This is a genomic window from Chryseobacterium sp. UF-81 (assembly GCF_058245105.1).
This window is the reverse complement of record NZ_JBSIBX010000001.1, coordinates 13,582-39,101: the sequence shown is the minus strand read 5'-3', so window position 1 is coordinate 39,101 and position 25,520 is coordinate 13,582. Positions and strand designations below refer to the sequence as shown.

General features: G+C 35.4%; 23 protein-coding genes. 2 read left to right on the top strand and 21 right to left on the bottom strand.

The annotated features are described in order from the left end of the window. Window positions 1-2: 2 nt before the first annotated feature. The 21 genes from wzx to AC4IFE_RS00080 all read right to left on the bottom strand — a co-directional run bounded on the left by wzx (window position 3) and on the right by AC4IFE_RS00080 (window position 23,675). Window positions 3-1,346 (bottom strand): O-unit flippase-like protein, encoded by a 1,344-nt coding sequence (gene wzx / locus AC4IFE_RS00180; protein ID WP_490753951.1) that lies wholly within the window; start codon window positions 1,344-1,346, stop codon window positions 3-5. Window positions 1,347-1,355: 9 nt separating this feature from the next. Next, window positions 1,356-2,426, bottom strand: coding sequence for a GDP-L-fucose synthase family protein (locus AC4IFE_RS00175; RefSeq protein WP_490753950.1), 1,071 nt, complete (start codon window positions 2,424-2,426; stop codon window positions 1,356-1,358). After that, window positions 2,426-3,490, bottom strand: coding sequence for a GDP-mannose 4,6-dehydratase (gmd, locus tag AC4IFE_RS00170; RefSeq protein ID WP_490753949.1), 1,065 nt, complete (start codon window positions 3,488-3,490; stop codon window positions 2,426-2,428). The genes AC4IFE_RS00175 and gmd overlap by 1 nt, the downstream gene beginning before the upstream one ends. Before the next feature lie 65 nt (window positions 3,491-3,555). Further along, window positions 3,556-4,554: a mannose-1-phosphate guanylyltransferase gene (locus tag AC4IFE_RS00165; protein WP_490753948.1), complete on the bottom strand. Its 999-nt coding sequence runs from the start codon at window positions 4,552-4,554 to the stop codon at window positions 3,556-3,558. Window positions 4,555-4,557: 3 nt separating this feature from the next. Further along, window positions 4,558-6,915 carry a GumC family protein gene (locus AC4IFE_RS00160; RefSeq protein ID WP_490753947.1) on the bottom strand — a complete coding sequence of 786 codons (2,358 nt, stop codon included), beginning with the start codon at window positions 6,913-6,915 and terminating at the stop codon, window positions 4,558-4,560. A gap of 70 nt (window positions 6,916-6,985) precedes the next feature. Then, window positions 6,986-8,278, bottom strand: coding sequence for a nucleotide sugar dehydrogenase (locus AC4IFE_RS00155; protein ID WP_490753945.1), 1,293 nt, complete (start codon window positions 8,276-8,278; stop codon window positions 6,986-6,988). 47 nt (window positions 8,279-8,325) lie between these two features. Beyond that, window positions 8,326-9,144 carry a polysaccharide biosynthesis/export family protein gene (locus AC4IFE_RS00150; RefSeq protein WP_490753943.1) on the bottom strand — a complete coding sequence of 273 codons (819 nt, stop codon included), beginning with the start codon at window positions 9,142-9,144 and terminating at the stop codon, window positions 8,326-8,328. A gap of 37 nt (window positions 9,145-9,181) precedes the next feature. Continuing rightward, window positions 9,182-11,110, bottom strand: a complete 1,929-nt coding sequence (locus tag AC4IFE_RS00145) for a polysaccharide biosynthesis protein (RefSeq protein WP_490753941.1) — start codon at window positions 11,108-11,110, stop codon at window positions 9,182-9,184. A 117-nt stretch (window positions 11,111-11,227) separates the two neighbouring features. Then, window positions 11,228-12,355, bottom strand: a complete 1,128-nt coding sequence (locus tag AC4IFE_RS00140; protein ID WP_490753939.1) for an aminotransferase class I/II-fold pyridoxal phosphate-dependent enzyme — start codon at window positions 12,353-12,355, stop codon at window positions 11,228-11,230. An 8-nt stretch (window positions 12,356-12,363) separates the two neighbouring features. Then, window positions 12,364-12,828: a regulatory protein RecX gene (locus AC4IFE_RS00135; RefSeq protein WP_490753937.1), complete on the bottom strand. Its 465-nt coding sequence runs from the start codon at window positions 12,826-12,828 to the stop codon at window positions 12,364-12,366. A 62-nt stretch (window positions 12,829-12,890) separates the two neighbouring features. Next, a complete protein-coding gene (gene glyA, locus AC4IFE_RS00130) occupies window positions 12,891-14,156 on the bottom strand; it encodes a serine hydroxymethyltransferase (protein WP_490753935.1) in 1,266 nt (421 codons plus the stop codon). A 119-nt stretch (window positions 14,157-14,275) separates the two neighbouring features. Continuing rightward, complete coding sequence (locus AC4IFE_RS00125) at window positions 14,276-14,692, bottom strand: arsenate reductase ArsC (RefSeq protein ID WP_490753933.1); 417 nt, start codon at window positions 14,690-14,692, stop codon at window positions 14,276-14,278. A gap of 21 nt (window positions 14,693-14,713) precedes the next feature. Next, complete coding sequence (locus AC4IFE_RS00120; protein WP_490753931.1) at window positions 14,714-15,169, bottom strand: DUF6428 family protein; 456 nt, start codon at window positions 15,167-15,169, stop codon at window positions 14,714-14,716. A 57-nt stretch (window positions 15,170-15,226) separates the two neighbouring features. Further along, on the bottom strand, window positions 15,227-15,553 hold the full coding sequence (locus AC4IFE_RS00115; protein WP_490753930.1) for an ArsR/SmtB family transcription factor: 327 nt from the start codon (window positions 15,551-15,553) through the stop codon (window positions 15,227-15,229). Window positions 15,554-15,661: 108 nt separating this feature from the next. Continuing rightward, entirely contained in the window at window positions 15,662-16,561 is a 900-nt protein-coding gene (locus AC4IFE_RS00110; RefSeq protein WP_490753928.1) for an NAD(P)/FAD-dependent oxidoreductase, read from the bottom strand. A 199-nt stretch (window positions 16,562-16,760) separates the two neighbouring features. Beyond that, a complete protein-coding gene (locus AC4IFE_RS00105; protein ID WP_490753926.1) occupies window positions 16,761-18,284 on the bottom strand; it encodes a glycosyltransferase family 39 protein in 1,524 nt (507 codons plus the stop codon). 138 nt (window positions 18,285-18,422) lie between these two features. Next, the gene (locus AC4IFE_RS00100; protein ID WP_490753924.1) at window positions 18,423-19,619 is read right to left on the bottom strand and encodes an efflux RND transporter periplasmic adaptor subunit; all 1,197 of its coding nucleotides are present in this window, start codon (window positions 19,617-19,619) and stop codon (window positions 18,423-18,425) included. A 125-nt stretch (window positions 19,620-19,744) separates the two neighbouring features. Continuing rightward, window positions 19,745-21,016, bottom strand: coding sequence for an ABC transporter permease (locus tag AC4IFE_RS00095; protein ID WP_490753922.1), 1,272 nt, complete (start codon window positions 21,014-21,016; stop codon window positions 19,745-19,747). Between the two features lie 93 nt (window positions 21,017-21,109). Continuing rightward, on the bottom strand, window positions 21,110-22,339 hold the full coding sequence (locus AC4IFE_RS00090; protein WP_490753920.1) for an ABC transporter permease: 1,230 nt from the start codon (window positions 22,337-22,339) through the stop codon (window positions 21,110-21,112). A gap of 162 nt (window positions 22,340-22,501) precedes the next feature. Continuing rightward, the gene (locus AC4IFE_RS00085; protein ID WP_306843330.1) at window positions 22,502-22,858 is read right to left on the bottom strand and encodes a four helix bundle protein; all 357 of its coding nucleotides are present in this window, start codon (window positions 22,856-22,858) and stop codon (window positions 22,502-22,504) included. A 127-nt stretch (window positions 22,859-22,985) separates the two neighbouring features. Next, window positions 22,986-23,675 (bottom strand): ABC transporter ATP-binding protein, encoded by a 690-nt coding sequence (locus AC4IFE_RS00080; RefSeq protein WP_490753918.1) that lies wholly within the window; start codon window positions 23,673-23,675, stop codon window positions 22,986-22,988. 426 nt (window positions 23,676-24,101) lie between these two features. Between AC4IFE_RS00080 and AC4IFE_RS00075 the strand changes: the two genes are divergently transcribed. Both AC4IFE_RS00075 and AC4IFE_RS00070 read left to right on the top strand, forming a co-directional pair. Further along, window positions 24,102-25,076: a ribonucleotide-diphosphate reductase subunit beta gene (locus AC4IFE_RS00075; protein WP_306843329.1), complete on the top strand. Its 975-nt coding sequence runs from the start codon at window positions 24,102-24,104 to the stop codon at window positions 25,074-25,076. 123 nt (window positions 25,077-25,199) lie between these two features. Beyond that, a complete protein-coding gene (locus AC4IFE_RS00070) occupies window positions 25,200-25,487 on the top strand; it encodes a hypothetical protein (protein ID WP_490753916.1) in 288 nt (95 codons plus the stop codon). The last annotated feature ends 33 nt before the right edge of the window (window positions 25,488-25,520 follow it).

Here is a 25,520-nt window from a genome sequence, read left to right as displayed (position 1 = left end):
TGTTACTTATTTTTTAAATCTAAATATGCTGTTAAAGGCCACTTCCATCCCTGATATAACAGATTTACAGTTAATGGAATAAGCATCATTGTCAATAATTCCAAACTCCAAATTTTAGAATATAAAAACAGTAATAATACGATAGCCAAGCCAGAAATCAATGAAGCTTTAAAGAAAGGAACATCATTTTTGGTAAGCAAAATAGTTCCCGACATACTAACATTAGTTTCTATTAATGAACAAATAAGGGCTATTATAAGAAGAAAAATCGGCATTAATGAGGTTTTACTTCCTATAAGATCTAGAAAAAAAGGAGCGATAAAACATAATCCAATTCCTCCAACACAATAAGTAAGCAACATTACCAGAATAGCTTTTTTATAAATTCTAAAAATCGCTTTATTGTTATGCTCAACTCTTAAATGGACAATTTTGGGTTGAAAAGTAGCAATATAAATACTTGCCAATCCTGCAATTACTGAAACAAGTTGCATTGAGATTCCATAAGATGCTATTTCGTTTAATGAAAGGTAAAGCGATCCTATGATTAGTGAAGATCTTGTTACCAAAATTCCTCCTAGAGAAGTCAAACCAATTTTAACAGCATTTGGATATATAATCTTAAGAATATCATTTTGAGATTTGCTTTCAGAATTTCCAAGTTTTTCTTTTATTTCTTTCGTAAAAAATATCCTGTATAATAAAAATCTCATTACGATCACAGAAACCGTCTGAGCTATAATGATTGATAGAATTCTATACCCTAAAAGTATAAGCGTTATTGAAATTGCAAGATATATTATCTGCCCTAAAATATTTACCTGTTTATCTTTCATTATCATACCCTTCCCTTGGATAAGAGAGTCATAATAAAGAGTGTACAAATTATAACATGTAATAATACTTAATAATATCCAGGATATATATATTTCTGTATGTGAACCTTTATATGTTTTAAGAATAGTCGAAACATAGAATGTTCCCAAAGTTAACAGAATAAACAAAGCAATTAAAGCCACTCTTCTGTAAAAATACCTCATAGAAGAAATAAGACCACCTAATAAACCATAATCTACAACAGGATTGACTTCTGAAAGCACTTCATAACCACTTGATTTAAGTGATTTTACTCCACTGAATATATAGGTTACATTTCTGGTAAAGGAAGGACTGAACCCAAAATCCATTAAAACTATAAACGATGAAATAGTAACAAAGATAGACCAAATACCCACCATTTCGGCAGGCATTTTTTTCAATATAAAAGGAAGTAAAATAGACGCATTGGCAATCTTTAAAAAAGTAGCCAGATAATTCCAGATTATGTCATTTCTTCCAATATTCATTCTCAGATATTAATTATTAACGTACCAGTCAAAAATTCTTTTAACACCTTCTTCAACACCTACTTTATGCCTCCAGCCAAGCTGATTAATCTTTGTTACATCAACTAGTTTTCTCATTGTACCGTTAGGCTTTGATGAATCAAAAAGAATCTCGCCTTTATACTGAACTTCTTTTGCAATAAGCCCTGAAAGATCTTTAATGGAAATATCTTTTCCTGTGCCAATATTGATATGGGTATTTCTGATTTCTTTTTTATCTGTTATAAGATCTGAAAAATTAATTTTTCCCATGATAAAAATACAGGCATCTGCCATTTCTTCACTCCATAAAAACTCTCTGAGAGGCTCTCCGGTTCCCCAAAGTTCAACTCTGTCAGGATGAATTCCGAATTTCGAAAGTGTATGTGTAATATCAAATTCACTGTCTTCTCCGGTTATTCCTAATACGTTTCTTTTATTTAAATCTTCACGTATAGCCTGCCAATTATTTTCCTGAAGACATTTTGAAAGATAGATCTTCCTGATCATAGCCGGAAGTACGTGACTTTTTTCCAGATCAAAGTTATCATTCGGACCGTATAAATTGGTCGGCATTACCGCAATATAATTGGTATTGTATTGAATATTAAAACTTTCGCATAGCTTTAATCCTGCAATTTTAGCAATTGCATAAGGCTCGTTGGTATATTCTAACGGAGCAGTTAATAATTCATCTTCCGAAATAGGCTGCTTAGCTTCTTTCGGATAGATACAGGTGCTTCCCAGAAATAATAATTTCTTAACATCATTATCAAATGAACAGCGTATTACATTTTGCTGAATCTGAATATTATTAAAAATGAAATCTGCTCTGTATGTATTATTTGCAACAATTCCTCCTACATAAGCCGCTGCGAGGAAAACATATTCTGGCTTTTCTGTTTCAAAAAATTTTTTTGTCTGCTCATAACTCATCAGATCCAGCTCTTTGGAAGTACGCCCGATTACATTGGTATAACCAGCTTCTAATAATTTTTTCCAAATTGCAGATCCTACAAGTCCTCTGTGTCCGGCAACATATATTTTGCTGTCTTTTTCCATTAGCTATGTAACTTTTTCACATATTCTATATCATGTTTTACCATAATATTCACCAATTCATCAAAGCTTGTTCTTGTAGGATTCCAACCCAATACATTTTTTGCTTTGCTCGGATCTCCTAAAAGCTGCTCTACTTCTGCAGGTCTAAAATATTTCGGATCAATTTCAATTAAAACTTTTTTAGTTTTTGCATCGTATCCTTTTTCATTCACGCCTTCTCCTTCCCATTCCAGATCAATTCCTGCCACTTTGAAGGCTTTTGTACAAAATTCTCTTACACTGTGCATTTCTCCGGTTGCAATTACAAAATCTTCCGGCACATCATGCTGTAGCATTAACCACATACATTCTACATAGTCTTTAGCGTAACCCCAGTCTCTTAAAGCATCAAGATTACCCATATATAGTTTTTCCTGATAACCGTTTACAATTCTACCAACTGCTAAAGTTATTTTTCTTGTAACAAATGTTTCTCCTCTTCTTTCACTTTCGTGGTTGAATAAGATCCCGTTTACGGCAAACATCCCGTAAGATTCACGGTAGTTTTTAGTGATCCAGAATCCGTATTGTTTAGCTACTCCGTAAGGACTTCTTGGATAGAAAGGTGTTGTTTCTTTTTGAGGCACTTCCTGTACTAATCCAAATAATTCTGATGTAGAAGCCTGATATATTTTGGTTTTTTTCTCCATTCCCAAAATCCTGATCGCTTCCAATAATCTAAGCGTTCCTACAGCATCACTTTCAGCTGTATATTCAGGAACATCAAAGCTTACTTTTACATGGCTTTGAGCAGCCAGGTTATAAATTTCGTCCGGCTGTGTAATCTGTATAATTCTTATTAAAGAACTGGAATCTGTCATATCTCCGTAATGAAGATTGATAGTTCTTTGTTTGTGCATATCTTTTACCCACTCATCGAAATAAAGATGGTCTATTCTTCCAGTATTAAATGAAGAAGATCTTCGTATAATACCATGAACTTCATAACCTTTTTCGATCAATAGTTCTGCTAAAAATGAACCGTCCTGTCCTGTAATACCAGTAATAAGTGCAATTTTTTTCATATTTGTTATAGCTACTAGCTTTTTAATTAATTATACGTAAATTTTTATTTTTTAATGTAAAAAAATTATATCAACGAAGAATTATTTTTATCTAATTCTTCATACACCTGCTTCACATCCTGAGAATTTTCTTTGTTCAAAATTAATATTACATCATTTGTATTTACCAATATTGAATTTTCCAATCCAATAAACTGTATATGTTTCTGATCATTGCCAATATACATATTCCCAGATTCATCAATCGGATGTCCTTTACTGACTAAATAATCATAAAGAGAATCAAAAGCACCCAGATCAGACCAGAAAAAATCAGATTTTACCATTTTTATCTTTTTGCTTTTTTCCATCACCGCATAATCTATGCTTCTGGACGGAATAGCTGCCATTGATTCTTCAGGTATGCTAAGATCTGCTTTTCTATTTTCCCATGCATTTTTTACGGTTAAAAAAATTTCGGGATCGTGATAAGAAAGCTCTTCCAACAATGTTTTTACTTTAAAGCAAAACATTCCGCTGTTCCACATAAATTTACCACTCTTTACAAACTCTATGGCTGTTTCTCTATTAGGCTTTTCTCTGAAACGCAACACATTATTGCCTTCATACTCAATGTAACCATACCCGGTTTCGGGTTTATTGGGTTTTAACCCAAAAGTTACGATATAACCTTCCTTTGCCAGTTCTATTGCTTCCTGTACCGCCTTTTCATAGGCTTCTTCATTATTTATGATATGATCTGAAGGTGTTACCAACAAAATATCTTCTTCATCGACAGCAAAACAAGCCAAAGAAATTGCAGCAGCTGTATTGCGTGGAAGTGATTCTGTAATTGATAAAACCGGTAAATCTAAATTTTCAAGCCACTTTTCGCCTACTTTGGAATTATTGAGGCTGGAAATTACGATTAACCCATCAACAAATTTTTTATTACGATTAATGGTAAGAGAAAATAAAGAATCACCCTGAAAAATCTCTAAATATTGCTTGGGTTTCGATTTTCTTGATAATGGCCATAATCTTGAACCAACCCCACCACTCAAAATGACATTCTTTATAGGCATCTTTTAAAGTTTAAATAGTTTTTTCCACCATGTTTTTTCTTCTGCATGATAACCATAACCATATTTATTTCCATAACCCAAATAATCCTGGCCAACATCATTCAATACAAATCCCACGTTTTTAACTTTTCCGGCATTTATATTATTTTTAGCAAAATCAATTAATGTTCTTTCCGTATAAAGTGATCGTGTAACATATAGAGTAATATCTGCAACATCCGCAATAAGGAAACTATCTGTAACCAGCATTAATGGTGCTGTATCAAGAATGATATAATCATATTTATCTTTCAATTCTTCTAATAAAGTCTCGTAACGTCCGTTACTTAATAGTTCTGTAGGATTCGGAGGTATGCTTCCTGAATAAATAACATCTAAATATGGGTTAAATATAGAAACATGAATAATCTCATTTAATGGTGTATTAGGATTATATAAATATTCGGTAAGACCTAATAACCCTTTCCTTGCAGAGTTATACCTTTGTAATTGAGGGTTTCTGATATCAGATCCAATAATTATAACTTTTTTATTCGGACTGGCAAGAGTTAGAGCTAAATTAACTGATACAAATGTTTTTCCTTCTCCTTTTACCGTTGAAGTTAAGAATACAATTTTTGCATCTTTCTTTTTTGGCAACATAAAATTCATATTGGTAATCAATATTCTGAAAGCTTCTGCCATTGGAGAAAGATCATTAGTTTTAATAAGTTCATCTTGTCCTCTTTCTAAACTAGGGATCTCTCCAATTACCGGCTGACCATGAGAAAGAATTTCAAGATCGTGTTTAGATTTAACTTTATCATTCAATAACTCTTTAAAATAAATATATACAAATGGAATAGTCAATCCTGCTAATAAAGCTCCCAAAAGATAAATCATTTTTTTCGGAGCTACTGGTGCAGAAGATGCATAAGCATAATCTACTATTCTAGCTTTACTTGCCGTTACAGCTAAAGAAATTGCTGTTTCTTCTCTTTTTTGAAGTAATAATAAATATAAACTTTCTTTGATTTGCTGCTGTCTTTCAATACTCCTGAACATTTTTTCCTGGGCAGGAATCTTCGTAATTTTTGCACTAATCTTGCTCTGCTCTCCTTCATATTGATTTTTGGCTAGCTGAAGCCCTGTCCTGTTTTTAATAAGACTTTCCATAACAGATCCTTTTAAAGATGAAATCTGTTTATTAAGATCTATAATTAATGGGTTTTGAGGCGTTGCATTTTCTAATAGACGGTTTCTTTCCAGTACCAGCTGATTGTATGCGGAAATATTTGTTACAGCAGTAGTATTATTTAAACCAATATTGGTAGGTAGAACCTGACTATTATTTTGTCTGCCCATAAAATCAATCAATGCATTGGTCAGTTCAAGCTGAGATTCAAGATCAATTTGTTTTGCTCTTGCTTCAGCAGAAACTTCAAGATTAATTTTAGCTTCTGTTGCTAGGTCGGTAATCTGATTATTTGATTTGAACTTTTCTTTTTCATTTTCTACCTGTCCCAATTCATTCGAAATGATATTGATTCTATCATCTATAAAATCCTTTGTCTTTTTAGATTCTGAATTTTTATCAGAAATAGCTTCGTTATTATAAGCTTCTACAAGTTTGTTTAGTATATTTTTAGCTTTAGATACATTCGCATAATTCATATATAATCCAATTACTGTAGCATCCTTATTTACTAACGCTACATTTAATATTTTCTGTAGGTTATCTACAGTATCATCAACTGTCGAATATGTCATATAAATATCTCCCATTTCACCAGCTTCCAATTTATTAAACTGGGAGTTTTTCAATATAATTATATTAGCATAAGGAAGATTGATAATTTTATTAAACTGAGTTTTAATCTCAGGTAATTCATCACTAGCTAGTGTTATGTTATCTCCAGACGTTTTTATTAAAATGGGCTTTTGAGGTCCTTTTGTAAAGGGCTTTTCATTAACTACTTCAATGATAACAGGAGATGAACTTTTGTAAAGCTCTTTTTCTTTTAAACCATATTTAGTGTAGACAGAAGTTTGTAATCTTAATTGTTTTACAACTTCCCGCATTAATTTTTTAGACTTAAAAATTTCTATTTCATTCTCTATACTATTGGTTCCCATTCCTCCCAATACTGACAGATCCTCCAATACACCAAAATCTCCACCACCAGGAGGAGCTTTTTTAGCATCTTTAATAAGTACGGATGATTGGATACTAAATATCGGGGTAGTTAATTTTAAATAAAAATAACTGATAATTAAAGACACTATAGGAATAATAACAAACCATAACCAGTTTCTTAGATAGGGTTTGATTATTTCCTGAATATTAATTTTTTCTGATTCTTCAATAACTGGATTATCCATTATTTAGTTTTAAATTTTATAATTTGTTTATTTAAAAACAGATATAGATTAGTTTTTTTATTATTCTAAACTAGAGTCTTGCATCTACTAAGTTTCTATCAATACATGCTTTAGTATCAAAAATAATACTATTTTCTTTTTTTATTTTTTCAAAATCCAATGTAAGAAACTCTTGGTGGGAAACTGCAATGATAACAGAATCATATTTTTTATCTTCTGGAAGTTGATCCAAAATATCAACTCCATACTCACGTTTAACTTCCAATTTATCTGCCCATGGATCAAAAATATCTACTTCTATTCCATACTCCATCAATTCGTTATAGATATCAATTACTTTCGTATTTCTAATATCTGGACAGTTTTCTTTGAAAGTTACGCCTAAAATTAACGCTTGTGAGTTCTTAATAATATTACTTTTTGATATTAATAACTTTACAACTTTTGAAACTATAAACTTTGCAATTGAATCATTTACTCTCCGGCCAGATAAAATAATATCTGGGTAATATCCCAACTGCTCTGCTTTATGGGCCAAATAATATGGATCCACAGAGATGCAATGCCCTCCTACCAAGCCTGGTTTATATTTAAGGAAATTGTATTTGGTGCCCGCAGCTTCGAGAACATCATTAGTATCAATCCCCATTCTATCAAATATTAATGCCAACTCATTAACGAAAGAGATATTCACATCTCTTTGTGCGTTTTCAATAGCTTTAGATGCTTCTGCTACTTTAATGCTAGGTGCTTTATGCGTTCCTGCTATAATAATTTTTTTATATAAATTATCTACCTCATCAGCTATTTCTTCTGTAGATCCAGAAGTAACTTTTTTTACACTCGTCAAAGTATTCATTTTGTCACCCGGATTAATTCTTTCGGGAGAATATCCAACAAAAAAATCTTTGTTAAATTTCAATTTAGAATACTTTTCCAATACAGGGACACATTCTTCTTCTGTACAACCAGGAAAAACAGTGGATTCAAATATTACTATATCCCCCTTTTTTATAATTTTTCCAAGCATCCTTGAAGCAGAAATTAACAGGCTTAAATCTGGGGCATTATATTTATCAATAGGGGTTGGTACAGTGACTATAAAAATATTGCAATCTGAAATTTCATTTAATTCATTTGTACCTCTATAACCTATATCGCCATTCGTATCTGAATATTTTTTTAAACCTTCATTAAGTTTTTTGATATCCGCTTCAAGAGTTATATCAACACCATTATTAATTTGGTCAATTCTTTCTATATTAATATCGAATCCCAAAACAGGAAAATGGTTTGAAAACTCTAAGGATAAAGGTAGACCTACATATCCTTGTCCGATAACGGCTATTTTATATAATTTCATTTTTCATCATTCTATTAAAAGGCTTAATTACTTAAATATTAGATGACTTATTTTTTAAATAAGCCAACTACTACAGCAACTGCGGTAACCAATATAGATGCAGCAGTTAAATAAAGTGCTGTGTTTGGATTTTGTTTAGCCGCTAAATCCTTTGTTTTACTGGATGAAACTATAATTGCATCCCCTTGCTTTAAATTATAATAAGGCGAATTAATAAGATTAGCATCCTGTAAATTAACTTTTCCGTGAGTAATCACACCATTTTCTGTTCTTATAACTAAAACATCATCTCTTTTTCCATACATAGTAAGATCACCTGCCAGACCAAGTGCATTTAATATTGTAGCCTGACCGCTTGTTATAGTATAATCTCCCTGTCTATTTACTTCTCCCAACACTGTAACTTTGAAATTGGTTAGCCTTACGCTTATAGTAGGATTAATAATATACTCCGTCATCTTTTCCCGAAGTTCATTTTTAAATTCAACTAAAGATTTATCTGTAGTATTAATCTTACCTAAAATGGGAAAGTCAATATTTCCTTCCGCATCTACGATATATGTAGGCCCGGAAATTGTTGTCATTCCTTGGTTTGGAGTATTTCCTCCAGCCAATGAATTGGTTTGAACTAATTCAGAAGATGAATAATTCTGATTGAATGGCTTCACTACGTCCATATCTTTTGCTGTGATCAGAATAATCAACTGATCACCTGTCTGTATTGTCGGTTTAGAATTTTTTGCTGATGATTCGATAGCCACTTTTTCTATATTCTGCATATAGTTCAAGTCATTTGGTTTACTTTGATTAACCTTACAGGAAACCAGCATTAATGCCAAAAATATCACTAATATTTTTCCATTCATATCTTAAAAATTGTACAAATATACATTTATAATTTATTTATTTATCTAATTGTTCATACACAGAATTGTTACTCTTAAACTCCGGAACAATTGTTTTTAAAAGCTTCACTACATTTACTTTATCTTCCATTACAGACGCATCTGTAATCAAGTTGATAAGACTTTCTATTTCCAGGAATTCCATAGTTGGGTCTTTAGAAATCATGATCTTTTCATTATGCGTAGGAAGTGTTTTAGCGTTATCACTTAAGAGTTCTTCATACAGTTTTTCACCAGGTCTCAATCCTGTATAGATAATTTTTATGTCAATATTAGGTTCAAAACCTGATAACTTAATCATTCGTCTCGCAAGATCAAGTATTTTTACAGGTTCTCCCATATCAAATACAAATATTTCTCCCCCTTTCCCCATTGTTCCTGCATGAAGAACCAACTCACAGGCTTCCGGAATAGTCATAAAATATCTTACAATATCCGGATGTGTAATAGTTACCGGACCTCCGGATTCAATCTGTCTTTTAAAATGTGGAATCACTGAACCGTTCGATCCTAATACATTTCCAAATCTGGTAGTAATAAATTTTGTTGTATTCCCTTCAAGATGCTGTAACGACTGAACGAATAATTCAGCAGCTCTTTTGGAAGCTCCCATTACATTGGTGGGATTTACAGCTTTATCTGTAGAGATCATTACAAATCTGTTGACTTTATAACGGCTTGATAAAACAGCAATGTTTTTTGATCCTAAAACATTGACCCGAATAGCTTCATTAGGATTTTCTTCAACTAACGGAACATGCTTATACGCAGCAGCATGGTATACCATTGAAAAGTTATAGGTTTGAAATACAGGTTCAACCCTATGTATATTGGAAACATCTGCTAAAACAAATTTAAATCTGATATGAGGGAACTTTTCCTTCACCTCTAGCTCAATATCATATAATGGTGTTTCAGCCTGATCCAGAACCACAATTAGTGCAGGATTAAACTGGGCAACCTGTCTTACGATTTCGCTTCCGATAGATCCCGCACCACCTGTTACCAATATATTTTTATTAAAGTGTCTGCTTCTGACCTCTTCACTTTCAATTTTTATTGGTTTCCTGTTAAGTAAATCTTCAATCTGAAGGTTCCTGATTGCTCCTCCTAGGTCGCTGTCTCTTAATTTTTGTACAGACGGAGCTTTGAATATATTTAAATCCTTTTCTAAAAATAAATTAACCCATGAATTCATCTCATCTTTAGACATCATTTCCTTAACAATAATGACTCCATCGATAATAAGATCTTCTTTCGTAGCCTCTTCTATTCTTTTTTTCTCATAGATAGGCTTTCCTAATAAAGAAGCTCTTTTAGAGTCTGTTCTCTGTGTAAGAAAACCTACCACCTGATAAGGCAGGCTTGGATTATCTAAAATAGCACGGGCTATAGCAATGGACTGCTCATCAATACCCAATACTAAAATCCTCTTTTTCAAAGCACTTCTTCTATATTCTCTGACAATATGGAAAAATTCTTTCACATACAGTCTGAAAAGGAATAATCCCATGAAAGAAATGATAAAGTACAATATCAGAAATGGTGTCAGTATAAACTTTCCGCCTGTTGACCAAAAATAGATAAGATTGACTAATCCTACTACAGTCATAGTACAGAAGCAGGAAATCAGCAGTTTGAAAAGATCAATAAACGTAGAGTGTCTTATAATTCCTGCATAGGTTTTGAAAAAATACATAAAAATTGTATTTATCAAAATAATAAATGCAAAAACAATGCTTTTATCTTCATGATAAACAAACTCTTTTTGGGTAATTTTTTCGATAGTATAAGTAGAAAGAAATAAAGACATGACCAGAATAATAATATCTATTACAAGTATTATCCATCTGGGAAGATATCTTACGTCTGAGAGATTGACAACATTATCACCTCCGAATACTTTTTTTCTAAGAGAGCTGTACATTGTCTGAATTTGTGTTCATGTTTAATAGGTTAACCCCTGCTTTTTGTTAATATTAATTCTTAAGAATAGATACAAAAATAAAATAAAATCCTATCTATCCTTAAAGTTTCAACAAATTTAATGAATTTCATTGTCTAAAACTTCAGAAATTCTAGATCTGTAATCATTTGTTAAATTGGTCCCTGACGGCAGGCAAAGTCCTGTGTCAAAAAGTGTACCAGATAAATTATTTCCAAAAAATTTACTCTTTTTATATAGGGGCTGTAGGTGCATTGGTTTCCATAGATATCTGGTTTCTATGTCATTCTGCGAAAATATTTCTCTAAGCTTTTCTTTCGAAAGTTCATTTTTTAAAATAACAGTATTAAGCCAATAGTTTGAAAAAAAGTCATTATTGGGAGCAGAAAACAGCTCAATATTTTCATTATTTTTCACCAGTTCTTGATAAAAATCATGATTTTTTCTTTTTTGTCTGATTTTTTCATCCAGTGTTTCCAGCTGTCCTCTTCCTATCCCTGCTGCAATATTATCCATCCTGTAATTATAGCCTAATTCAGAATGGCTGTAAAATTCTGCTTTGTCTTTGGCTTGTGTGGCAAGAATAAGTGCTCTGTTTTTAAAATGTACATTTTTTGAGATCAAAATCCCACCACCACCGGTTGTAATAATTTTATTCCCGTTAAAGCTTATAATAGAAAGGTCTCCAAAGGTTCCGCAGGGCTGCCCTTTATATTTACTGCCTAGTGCTTCTGCACTGTCTTCAACAACAGGAATTTCATATTTTTTTGAGATCTGGAGTATTTCTTCCGCCATAAAAGGCATTCCATACAAGGATACTGCAATGATTGCTTTAGGCTTTTTCCCCTGCTGTATGCAGTACTTTACGGCATCTTCCAGAGCATTCGGACACATATTCCAGGTCTGGTTTTCGCTATCTACGAATACCGGGACGGCTTTCAGGTAAAGAATAGGATTGGCGGAGGCTACAAATGTAAAAGACTGGCAGATCACAAAATCTCCTTCTTCTACATTTAATAATCTTAGTGCCAGATGGATAGCTGCGGTACCGGAAGACAAAGCTGTGACATGCGAATCGTTGCCTAAATAATTTTCCAGGCTCTTTTCAAATTCATCTATATTGGAACCGTATTGGGAAATCCAGTTGGCATCAAATGCGTTCTGTATATATTCAAGCTCATTTCCTCCCATATGAGGAGGTGAGAGCCAAATTTTTTCTTTTTTCAATTAACGATTTATGTTTCGGCAAAAGTATCATTTATTTTTTCATATTCAAAGCCTCTATTCATTAAATATTTTAATGTTTTAGATTTTTTCTGATATTCCTGCATTCCTTTTTGCCTGGAATAATAATCTTCGGCGATTTTCCTGATCACTTTTTCATAATCATCTTCATCTATTTCATCAAAGCAGCTGTTGATTAGTTTTTCTGAGATCTGCTTCTGTTTAAGATGCATTCTGATCTTATTCCTGCCCCAATGCTTGATATAAAACTTTCCCCTGATATAGCTTCGTGTAAATCTTTCTTCATTAAGATAGTTCTCTTTCAGAAGGTAAAGGATAATTTCATCTTTTGCCTCATCAATCAGCAGAAATTCTCTCATTTTTTGTTCAACCTCCGCATGACACCGGTCCTGATAAACACAGTAATTTACCAGTTTTAGCTTTATTTCATCAAAGGTGAAAGATTTTTTTTCCATAACACAGATATGAAAAAGAATGGACAGATGCCCATTCTTTATTATAATGTTTTAAAATCAAATTAATAGTTGAACAGAGCTCTGCCTTCCATCAGTTCATTTACTTTCTTTCTTACCGATGCGATAACTTCTTCATTTTTGATATTGTCAACCACATCAGAGATTAATCCTGCAATGGTATCCATATCATTTTCTTTAAGACCTCTTGTGGTGATCGCTGCAGTTCCCAGTCTGATACCGGAAGTTGTGAACGGCGACTTGTCATCAAAAGGAACCATATTTTTGTTGCATGTAATATCTGCAAGTACTAATGCTTTTTCTGTTTCTTTCCCGTTTACATTCTTATTTCTGAGGTCTACCAGCATTAGGTGGTTGTCTGTGCCGCCGCTTACGATATCAAAACCTCTGTCGGTCATAGCTTTTGACAGTGCCTGTGCATTGGCTTTAACCTGCTTGGCATAGGTGTCGAACTGGCCGTCCAATGCTTCACCGAAAGCCACTGCCTTACCGGCAATAACATGTTCCAGCGGCCCGCCCTGAATTCCAGGGAAAACAGCTCCATCCAATACCTGGCTCATCATTTTGGTTTCTCCTTTCGGGGTTTTGTGGCCGTATGTATTTTCAAAGTCTTTACCCATCATGATCATCCCTCCTCTTGGACCTCTTAAAGTCTTGTGTGTAGTAGTGGTTACTACGTGACAATGCTCAAATGGAGAATTCAGCAGTCCTTTTGCCACTAAACCAGCCGGGTGAGCAATATCTGCCCAGAGTGTTGCTCCGATCTCATCCGCAACCTCTCTGAATTTAGCATAATCAAGATCTCTTGAATAGGCTGAGAAACCCGCGATAAGCATTTTCGGTCTTTCTCTCAAAGCAACCTCTCTCATCTGATCATAATCAATAAGTCCTGTTTCTTTCTGAACACCATAAGAAACTACCTGATATTGAATTCCTGAGAAATTAACTCCTGAACCATGAGTAAGGTGTCCTCCCATTGAAAGATCCATTCCCATAATTTTATCTCCTGCTTTCAAAACTGCAAGATAAACGGCAGCATTAGCCTGAGATCCTGAATGCGGCTGTACGTTAACATAGTCAACGCCAAAAAGTTCTTTTGCTCTGTTGATGGCTAATGTTTCAACCTCATCTACTACTTCACAGCCTCCATAATATCTTTTTCCGGGATATCCTTCAGCATATTTGTTGGTGAGTACACTTCCCATTGCTTTCATCACGTTCTCAGAAACAAAGTTTTCTGATGCAATAAGCTCTAATCCATGGGATTGTCTTTGTCTCTCTTTTTCAATCAGGTCGAAAATAATGTCCATTTTACTTTTAGTTTTTGAAATTTTTCACTTCAAATGTACGGAATTTCCTGTAAGATTTTGACATCAGAAAGTATGTTTTTAGACCTGTTATTTTGCAAATCTTTTCTTTTTAGTATGTATTACAGGTTTTCTTCTGCAAACTGCCGGCAGTAACTTTTAATCAGATCTCTTGTATTTATAAAATTCTGTTTTACTTCTTCTTCAGTTCCGGAAATTTTTGAAGGATCGGGGAAATTATGATGAAAAACTTTTGCTTGAGTAATAAAATATGGACAATTCTCTTTAGCATGGTCGCATACTGTAATCACAAAGTCAAATTCTATATTTTTATATTCATCCACAAAGTTGGAGGTGTGCAGGGAAATATCAATCCTGTCTTCTTTCATTACCTGGACAGCATTCTTATTGAGCCCATGGGTTTCGATACCTGCGCTGTAAATTTCTGCTTTATCTCCTGCAAAATATTTTAAATAGCCTTCTGCTATCTGGCTTCTGCAGCTATTTCCTGTACAGAGAACAAGAACTTTTTTCTTCATTATCATTATAAAGATTAAATATTAGCAGCATCCTGATCCCGGGGCGCAAGATCCGGCTGAGCTGCTGTTCAATTGTTTTGCAGGTTCTATTCCGCAGGCATCAACAGCTAAACAGGCCGTCAGTTTATTTTTTAAGATAAAGTTTTTACCGTTAAATTCCAGATCATATTTTCCGATGGTCTGATCCTGATATTCCACTTCTATTTCAAAATCTCCAATTCCAAGCTTTTCTTCTGAGAGGTTGATGATATGCAGCAATTTTCCGGATTTAAGACGGTGCTCATAGTCATCTGCATTCCAGAGCTGAAAATTTACACGTTCTTCTTTTCTGATGGTTCCTCCGCAGTCGATAAAATTTTTGGTAACTATCCCTACTTCTGTAACATGGAAATGTTCCGGTACCCATCTTCCGTCTTCCAGCTGGAATTCTACATTTTCCAATGTCGGTAAAATGTTTTTAATGTCTGATAATTTCATAATTCAATATTTTAATTGTTATAATGCAATATTACGATGATTCAATTCAAAAAAATTTTAGCAGCAATTCTGCTTTTTAACAGTTGAAATAATATCTGAAAAGAAAGCAGTTAAAATTTCAAACGCTTTTTCATCGATACAGTAGCATACAGAATTGCCCTCAATATTTCCTTTGATCAGGCCCGCATTCTTTAATTCTTTCAGATGTTGCGAAACGGTAGGTTGTGCCAGGGGCAACTCATTAACGATATCTCCGCAGATGCATTCATTAACTTTCAGAAGATATTCAATGATCGCAATTCTCGCCGGATGGCCCAAAGCTTTAGCAATGACTGCAATCTTATTCTGCTCATCTGTAAAAAAATCTGTTTTTGTAGCTCCCATGAAATTAATTATATCGCAATATTACGATAATATATTCTTGCGGCAAAATTTAAGTAAAAAAAATCCCTGCAGAAATTTCTGCAGGGACAGCACCAATATAATATATAATTAAAAACTTTCATCTGCAAGTTCTTTATTGACAATAGCTCCCGTTAAATTTCCCTGGGCAACAGCACTGGCAACAGACCTCATCATGGTGACATTATCACCGCAAGCAAAAACACCGGAAACATTGGTTTTATGCATAGAGTCAATTTGGATAAATCCGTGTTCCGTCAGTTCACAGCCAAGGTCTCCGGAAGCGTTGATATTTTGTTCAAAAGGTATTTTAGCGTACAGTGCTTTCAAGGAGATTTCTTTTCCGCTTTTAAAGATTATTTTTCCGATGTTTCTGTTTTCGTGCTCTATTTTTTCAATTTCATCTTCAACGAGGCTGATATTATTCTGGGACAATTTGCTTTTCTGGTCTTCTGAAAGATCCGACACGCCATTACTGAATATAAAAAGATCCTTAGTTAAATTATACACCAGCTTTGAAAATTCATAGGCCATATCACCATCTGAAAGAATTCCGGTTACCTCATTTCTCACTTCATAGCCATGGCAGTAAGGACAATGCAGGACTGAAATTCCCCAGCATTCTGCAAATCCGGGAATACCCGGCATAATGTCTTTCACTCCTGATGCCAGGATCAGCTTTTTAGCATAAAATTTTTCGCCGGCAGAGGTTTCTGTTTCAAATCCGGCATCAGTTTTTCTCAATTTTATCACGGAGCTTTCATGAAACTTCACTGTATCGTATGTTTCTACCTGTTTCCGGGCAAGATCAGAAATTTCTTTTGGTGCTTTTCCGTCATGGGTAATAAAATTATGTGAATGGGGAGTCTGCCTGTTACAAGGCTTTCCACTGTCGATGATCAGGATATTTCTTAATGATCTTCCCAAAGACATTCCTGCTGATAATCCGGCATAGCTACCGCCTATAATAATAACCTCGAAATTTTCCATTTTGCTAAATAATATTGGCTGTTAGTCTGTTTTTGATTTTAGCTGTTCGCTTTTCATTACAAAGTTAAAATAAAATCTCATTAATGCAATTATGTTGCGTTAATATTTTGCCAGATTATATATTTATTGTCACTGATCTGCGAATCAACAAATCAGAAGATGTTTCACGCTCAGATATTAGATCATAATGAATCGAGTATTAGTCTCTGTGCTTCACTTCATTAATTTCATCCCTGATTTTTGCGCGGATATCAATTTTCGCTCCTTTAAAACTAAAGATCGTGGTTCCTTTTTCACGGGCAAATTTATTAACAATGGAATCTGCGGCTTTGGAGCTTTCGAAATAAGGGCCTGTTTCTTTTAATTCATCATCTTCTTTTGAAAATTCTTTTACCCGGATCAGGTTATCATATTTTTTACTGAGATCGAACCAATTGATATAATCCGCATTGAAGGAGACCGCCCGTACTCCCTTTTTGGAATAGTAATTAATGGCTCCTGCCTGTCCATAATTATCACAAAGAACCAAAGTCCTGCCACTTTCTGAAAGCTGAGAATATTCTTCATCAACTTTTTGGGCTAGCTCTTTCCAACCCTGCATATCTGCAAAATCCTGGGGCAGTGCATGATCTTTACCGTCTTCCCAACGAAGCAGTCCCATTTTTTTATATTTTTCAGGATGGCTGGTGATATATTCCGGACTTTTATTGGGAAAAGCAATATTGTATAAGGGGAGAAACAGCAGTACAGGAATCAGGATAAAGACAGACTTCAAAAACTTCTTCCAGCCTTTTTCAAAAGTATGGGCCAGAAAAACAGACCCGAATGCTATAAAAACGGGATAGAGCCCAACGGCATAATAATCTTTGGCCCTGAAAAACAAAAATAAGGCAATGGTGATTACATACATCCAAAAGAATGACCTGAACTTATCAAACGGTTTATAAAAAAGCAGGGCATAAAATCCTGCAATAATCACCAATAGGGAGCCTATAAAGAAAAGGATCTGTGATGTGAAAAAATCAAGCCTGTTGACATGTACCAATTGACTCTCAGCAAGTTCTTTCATATGGTGAACAACAGGAAAATTATAATGGTACTGCCACAAGAGATTAGGAAATACAATCAGTAAAGCCAGCAGTCCCGCCCCGTAAAGATGAGGCTGGGCAAAGACCTTCCTTTGTCTGGTGAGCAGAATGGCGGGAATAATTCCCAATACGGAAAAAACAATATTATATTTATTCAGAACGCCTAGTGCAAAGATCACGGCAGCAAGGTAGAGCCATTTTATTTTTTCGGAATTAAAATACAGGATCAGAACATAATAGATAAGGGTCCATAGCAATACCTCCAGTGAAGTAGGCTGAAAAAGCATGTTGATCCGGAGAAGTACTGAAAGCAGAATACCTGTTGAAGCCAGAATTTTGGCATATAAACTGCCCTGAAGCTCTTCAATAATTTTCCAGACAACAACGATGGTCATTGCTCCGAAGAATGCCGGAAAAAATTTCACCCAAAATACGGATCCTCCGAGTGTTTTAACAAGCCAGGCCAGCCATGAATTTACCGGGGGAACGGAAAGATAGCCCCAGGCTAAGTGGTTGCCCTGGTCCAGATGCAGATATTCGTCTCTGTGTAGCTCATATTCAGGGCTGACCAGGGAATACTGCAGGATGAATTTTGCGGCTATAAAGAAAAAGAGAATAAGGTAGCTTTTCTTCATGGTGTATGGGATGATATGGTTATTATTTCTTTTAAGACAATTTATTAAAAGTATCCGTTACATCAGTAAACAATTAAAATAAAAAAATCCTGAGAAATAATTCCCAGGATCTTACAGTTTAAATATGATAGTGATTGTTTAAGATTTTTTCTTTTCTTTAAGTTCTTCTTTATCCTTATCGGAAGGGTTCCATACTTTCACCTCAGAGTCTTTGGTGATTCCTGAAAGGATCTGTACATTGATCCCGTCGCTGGCCCCTAATTTCACATATACTTTTTTGAATTTTCCATCCGGCTGTTTCACTTCTACAAAAGGAGTGTCTTTTCCGTTTTTCTTTTCGTACTGGATAAGTGATTCATCCAACAGTAAAGCATTTTTTTCCGATTTCAGAACGATTTCACCGTTGGCAGAGAATCCTGCTCTGATGTATTCGTTGTTAGGATTGTTTACATCCCCTTCTACCGGGAATTTTATGGTTCCCAAATTATCTTTTCCTTTAGGAGCAATCATAGTCAGTTTTCCCGGGAACGTTTTGTTCTGAAGGGCACCTATCACGATTTTCATATCCATTCCCTGCTTCAGTTTCCCTGCCTGAGCTTCATCTATTTCTCCCTGGAAGATCAAAGAATTAAGGTCCGCAATGGAACAGATGGTTGTCCCTGCATTGAATGAGTTGGCCTCGATTACCTGACTTCCTACTTTTACAGGAACTTCAAGAACAGTACCTGCTGCTTTGGATCGGATCTGCGTTGTTGCCAGACCCTGAAGTTCCGGAGTAGCTCCCGTTTTTACAATCTGTAATCTTTTTTGAGCTGTAGCCAGCTGCTGGTTGGCATTTCTAAGAGCCTGCTGTTGTGAAAACAGCTGTTGCTGTGAGTTCAGGTACTCCTGCTTGGAAATAACGCCCTGCTTGTACAGCTTTTCCTGCATAGAATATTGCTTCTGCATATTATCCACATTCATTTTAGCATTGCTGATCTGCAGCTGAGAGTTCACCACTTCCTGCTGTGCATTGTTTACATCAGCAATATTAGGAATGATTCTCACGGTAGCAATCAGCTGTCCTGCGGTTACTTTATCACCTTCATCTACCAGAATTTTATCAATGATACCTGCAATATTCGGTTTGATCTCGATCTCTTCTTTTGGGATGATCTTCCCTGTCGCCATCACCTTGTCTTCCATGTCCTGGTATTTTGGTTTTCTGGTCAGGAAAGCTTCACTTTCTTTAGAATTGGATTTCACGAGATACCCGATCCCGGAGAACAATGCCACTGCAAATAAAAGCCCCAGTACAATATAAATGGCTTTTTTCCAAGTGAATTTCTTTTTCATATATCTAGTTTATTTTTACTATTAAAAAGGTTATTAGTTTATTTAAATATTTAATGATTAAAAAATTTAAACATTAAAATCAATTTCAAATAAGCACATCATCATATCACCGCATCATCACATGACTATTCTGATCTCAGGGCTTCGATCGGCCGGATCTTTACCGCACGCTGCGCCGGGATCATCCCGATAATCAGGCCAAGAATTACCATTACCGCCATGGCACCAAATACGTTCCCATAATTGACAGTCGGGTTGTAGAACGGAAACTCATCCTGGTTCTGGGTCACCATATTTAAAATAATCAGTACAAATATCCCGCACATGAACCCGAGAATCCCCGAAGAGAGCGTAATAACAACACTTTCCAGAAGGATCTGGTTTCTTACTTCAGCCGGCTTTGCCCCTAAAGCTCTTCGTATTCCAATTTCTTTTGTTCTTTCTTTTACCGTGATCAGAAGGATATTCGAGATGGCAATAACTCCAGCAAGGATAGTGAGTGTTCCTACGATAATGGTTAAAAGCTGCATTCCTGTAAGGAAACCGGTCAGCTTTTTAAATTCTTTGCCCAGGTTGAAACTTCCGAAGGCATTGGTATCTTCGGGGGACACTTTATTTTTAGTTTTCAGTACAAGTTTTACATCTTCTTCTACTCCATTAACGTTAGCATTGGGCTTGCTTACAATGGCAAACATGTCAATCTGCTCTCCGGCATTATACATTTTCGTATAGGTTGAAAGCGGGATAAAAGCAGTCCGGTCATTTTCAAAACCACCCCCTTTTTTCACTCTGAAAACACCAATCACATTAAAGAACAGACCTTTTATATTAACCTGTTTCCCAACCGGATTTTCTTTTTTCTTGGCATCAAAGAAATTTTTATAAATCTCTTCTCCAATCACCACTACATTTTTATTTCCGACAACGTCAGCATCGTTAAGGTAACGTCCGAAAATAAGTTTTTTCTCAGAAATTTTATTTCCTACCGCGTAATCTCCCGTAAGAGAATAGGTTCCGCTTTTGCCATTTCTCGACATAGACTCACCAGGTGTTCCTGTAAAGCTTCCCCTGGCGTTCTGCGGGGAAATATAATCTATGGCAGTAACTTTCCTTTTCAGCATATCCATATCAGATAACTGGAGGTGAACCTCCCTGCCTTTCGGAAATCCCTCGTACGGAATAGAGGTTTTCTGAGCCCAGAGAAAAATAGAGTTAGTCGCAAATCCGGAGAATAGCTTATCGAAACCATTTTCCATTCCTTTTGCCGCTCCAAGAAGACTCACATACAAAAACATCCCCCAACCCACTCCAATCATGGTAAGGAACGTGCGGAGCTTATTATTCCTCAGTGAATAATAAATTTCCTGCCAAGTATCTTTTTTAAATAAAATGTTCACTTCTTTGAGTTATAAGTTTAAAATAATATATGAATAATGATTGCTAACTGATCAACGAATACTGTCGTAAGAGATCATCCGATTACAGCATCACTATTCGGTTCTTAGCGCTTCTATAGGCTTGATCCTTGAAGCTCTGTACGCCGGAACAAATCCTGCAATAAGCCCTGAACACACCAAAGCAATAAATGCCATGAAGATGGTTCCCCATCCTACACTCGGGCTTTTAATGAAATATTCTTCGAGACTGTCCCCTATTAAGCTAAGCGCCAATACTCCCACTGCAACGCCAACAATTCCTGAAACTACCGTTATTACGACACTTTCCTGTACAATAAGAGCTACAATACTTCTTGGTTTGGCTCCAATAGCTTTACGGACACCAATTTCCTTGGTTCTTTCTTTTACGATATACACCATGATATTACTGATCCCGATAATTCCTGCCAGCAAGGTTCCCAGTCCAATAAAACCTACAATCAGGGTAAGCACTGCCATAAACTGGAAGGTTTCGTTCATATTCTGGGCATTATTCCAGACACGGACTCCGTTTTCATCGTCAGGAGCAACATTCTTTCTGGCTTTCAGGCGGTCTTTAAGCTCATCACCATATTTAATGGCTTCCTGAGGTGTGAGTTTTTCGTTATAGGCAATATATGCGGTGGATACTGTATCGGAACCCTTTTTCATCTGCTGAAGGGTCGTAATGGGAACGGTAATATGTCTTTCATCCCAGTCTCCGCCGTCATCGGAAAATACGCCTACTACTTTGAACATGGTTCCGTTGATATTCAGGTCTTTTCCTACCGGGCTCCCGTTCTTGATCAGGTCACGCTGAACCATTCTTCCTATTACCGCTACATTCTGCTTTCTTGCAAGGTCCATAGGCGAAAGATAGCGCCCGTCCAGCATTTTCCTGTTCTCAATGGTTTTTTCTCCCGGTTCCGCTCCGTTGATCTGGTATGTACCGCTTTCTTTCCCGTATTTTACCATTAAACTTGCAGTATATCTGGGACTGGCATCACCTACTTTTTCTTTATCTGTATTGATCAGGAAATCATAATCTTCATTATCCATGGTGACCGTTCTGTCAGACTGAAGTCCTTTATAAGCCAGTGTGGTTTTGCCTGTATAGATCGTAATAAGATTCTGTGCATCTCTTGCAAACCCCTCGGTAAAGGCATTCTGAAGTCCTTTACCTATTCCGAAAAGAACAACAAAAATAAAAAGCCCCAAAGCCACGGTAAAGCCCGAAAGCACCGTCCGCAATACATTACTGCGAATAGAACTGAATATTTCCTGCCAACGATCTAGGTCAAACATAGTTTTTATTTTTTACTTTGTAAAAGTCAATTAACTGCGTTGTGAATTTTCTCCGAAGTCAATTAACCCTGTTGTCAATGGTAAAGTTGTTCTTAAAGTAGATTCTTTACAAATTTTAATTCACTATTCACTATTCACTATTGACAATTCACAACTACTTTTTTATCCTTTTTTCAACATTCCGCTTAATAAGATAAATGTTGTTTTTATTAAATTTTCAATTTTTACTAATTCTTCTTTTTTGATATAATTACAATCTATAACTATGTCAAAACATGAATCTAATTCTATAACCGAGCCTCTGGCTATTTCAAAATATCTTTTCCTTTCAATTTCCGATCTTCTGGAACATCCTTCCGTTATATTTAAAACTACCGAAGTTGAAGCTCTGCGTATCTGATCTGTCAGATTAAATCTTTCACTATCCGGAATCACAGATAAAATTTTATAACATTCAATTCTTAACTGTCTGGCCGATTGATAAACATCAAGTTTATAGTGGTTCAGATTTAAAAACATGATTATTTTTTTTCATTTGTATTGGTGTGTTTTGATAACTTAATTTCTAATTAAAACTGATTGTTCAACATTCACAATTCACTTGCGAAGCAAAATTCTCCATTCACTCTTCACCATTCACCATCACTTACAAAACAATCTGCTTGATAAACTCATCACTTTCTATAATACCATCCTTCAGTATTACATTTCTTTTGGTCTGTGCGGCTACGTCCGGTTCGTGGGTGACAACGATGATGGTTCTTCCTTCATTATTAATGTCCTGAAGAAGCTTCATAATATCATGCGTCGTTTTTGAATCTAATGCTCCGGTAGGCTCATCGGCCAGAACTACTTTAGGATCTGTGATCAGCGCTCTTGCAATGGCTACCCTCTGTTTCTGTCCTCCGGAAAGCTCATTAGGAAGGTGACCTGCCCATTGTGCAAGGCCTACTTTCTCGAGGTATTCCAATGCTTTCTGATTACGTTCTTTTCTCGGAACATTTTGGTAGTATAAAGGTAGCGCTACATTTTCCAGAGCTGTTTTATAGCTGATCAGGTTGAAAGACTGAAAAATAAAGCCCAGAAATTTACTTCTGTACTCCGCTGCTTTCACTTCAGACAGATGCTCAATCGGAACGCTATCCAGCTCATATGTTCCCGAATCTTTTTCATCCAGAATACCAATGATATTAAGAAGCGTAGATTTCCCGGAACCGGAACTTCCCATAATAGAAACAAACTCGCCCTCGGAAATATTAAGATTAATCCCCTTGAGAACGTGCAGCTTGCTTTTCCCCGTATCGTATGATTTATGTAAATCCTGAATTACTAACATGAAGTGATGCTTGTTTTATACCCAATAAGTAGATGTTATTTTCAATTTGTTACAAGAACCACAATTTATTCGAAAATTTCACTGTTTAACACATTAAACATTCATTTACAGTAAATTACATTAAAGTGTTTAACTGTAACTTTGATTTTTTATTTATTTTTTACTCATACCCCCGTCTAAGCCATTATCCGTGGTGGTTTCATGTAAATGTGGAAAACTTTTACAGTTAAAACTCAGCCAATTAGTATTTACCCCTTTCAAAATCAGTTCTTTTTTTCGAACTTTGTCATTAGTTCTTTACAAGAAACCTACACTTATAAATGTGAATATGTTTCTCATGTAAATACCAAACATACAAGAAGTTAAGCATTACTTCAACGTTATCCACAGTGATGCAGATTATTTAATTTTAAAGCTATTTTTAATATGGGAATTTTCGATAAAAGAGTAAGTTACAAGCCATTTGAATACCCTGAGGTTCTTCAGTTTGTAGAGGCGATCAACAAATCGTTCTGGGTGCATTCGGAAGTGGATTTTACTGCAGATGTTCAGGATTTTCATTCGCAGTTAGAGCCGCACGAAAAACATGCTGTGAAAAATGCACTTTTAGCCATTGCACAGATCGAGGTGTCTGTAAAGACATTCTGGGGAAACCTATACAATCACTTACCAAAACCTGAATTCAACGGTCTTGGAGCTACTTTTGCAGAATGTGAATTCCGTCATTCTGAAGCCTATTCCCGATTGGTAGAGGTATTGGGATATAACGAAGAATTTTCCAATGTTATAGAAATTCCTGCCGTGAAAAAAAGAATTGACTTCCTGTCCAATGTTCTGAAACACGCCAATTCTACAACACCGAAAGAATATGTATCTTCTCTTTTATTATTCAGCATTCTGATCGAAAACGTATCACTATTCTCACAATTTGCCATCATCCTTTCTTTCACAAGATTCAAAGGATATATGAAGAACGTGTCCAATATCATTGCCTGGACATCCGTTGACGAGCAGATTCACGCCAATGCAGGAATCTACCTGATCAACAAGATCCGTGAAGAACAGCCTGATCTGTTAACAGATTCAGATATCGAGGACATTTATACCTTGGTAGATCAATCCATTGAGCTGGAAAGTGAAATCCTGGACTGGATTTTTGAACTGGGAGAATTAAGCGTTTTCTCAAAGGAAGATCTTCTGAACTTCATGAAGTACCGTGTAGACGACAGCTTGAAGAAAATTGATATGGAAACCCGATACAACGTTTCTCCTGAACAATACCGTCCAATGAAGTGGTTTGAAGAAGAGGTTTTCGCGAATTCTATGGATGATTTCTTTGCAAAAAGACCGGTAGATTATACGAAGCACGATAAGAGTATTACGGCGAACGATTTGTTTTAATATCAAGAAATAGTGGCGCGAGCGAAGCGAGCGTCAAAACAAATAGTATTAGCAGTATTATATTAAGCATATCAAATAAAGTGTCTTCATTCTTCGGAGTGACAAAAAATTCAAAGTACAACAATGATCAATGTAATCGTAACCTACACCGTAAAGCCTGAATACGTTTCAGAAAACAAAACCCATATTCAAAAGTTTCTGGATGATTTCAAAAATCTGGATCAGGAGACATTTGAATATAAGGTGTATGTAAAAGAAGACGGTGTTACCTTTTTACATTATTCGAACTATATCAATGAAGAAGTTCAGCATGAGGTTTTGAATACCCCATCTTTTAAAGAATTTCAGAGATTAAGGGATGAAAGCGGACTGAACGGTACGCACAAAGTGGACATATTACAAGCAATATAAAAAGCAACAAAATTCCGGAGCATAAACACTGCA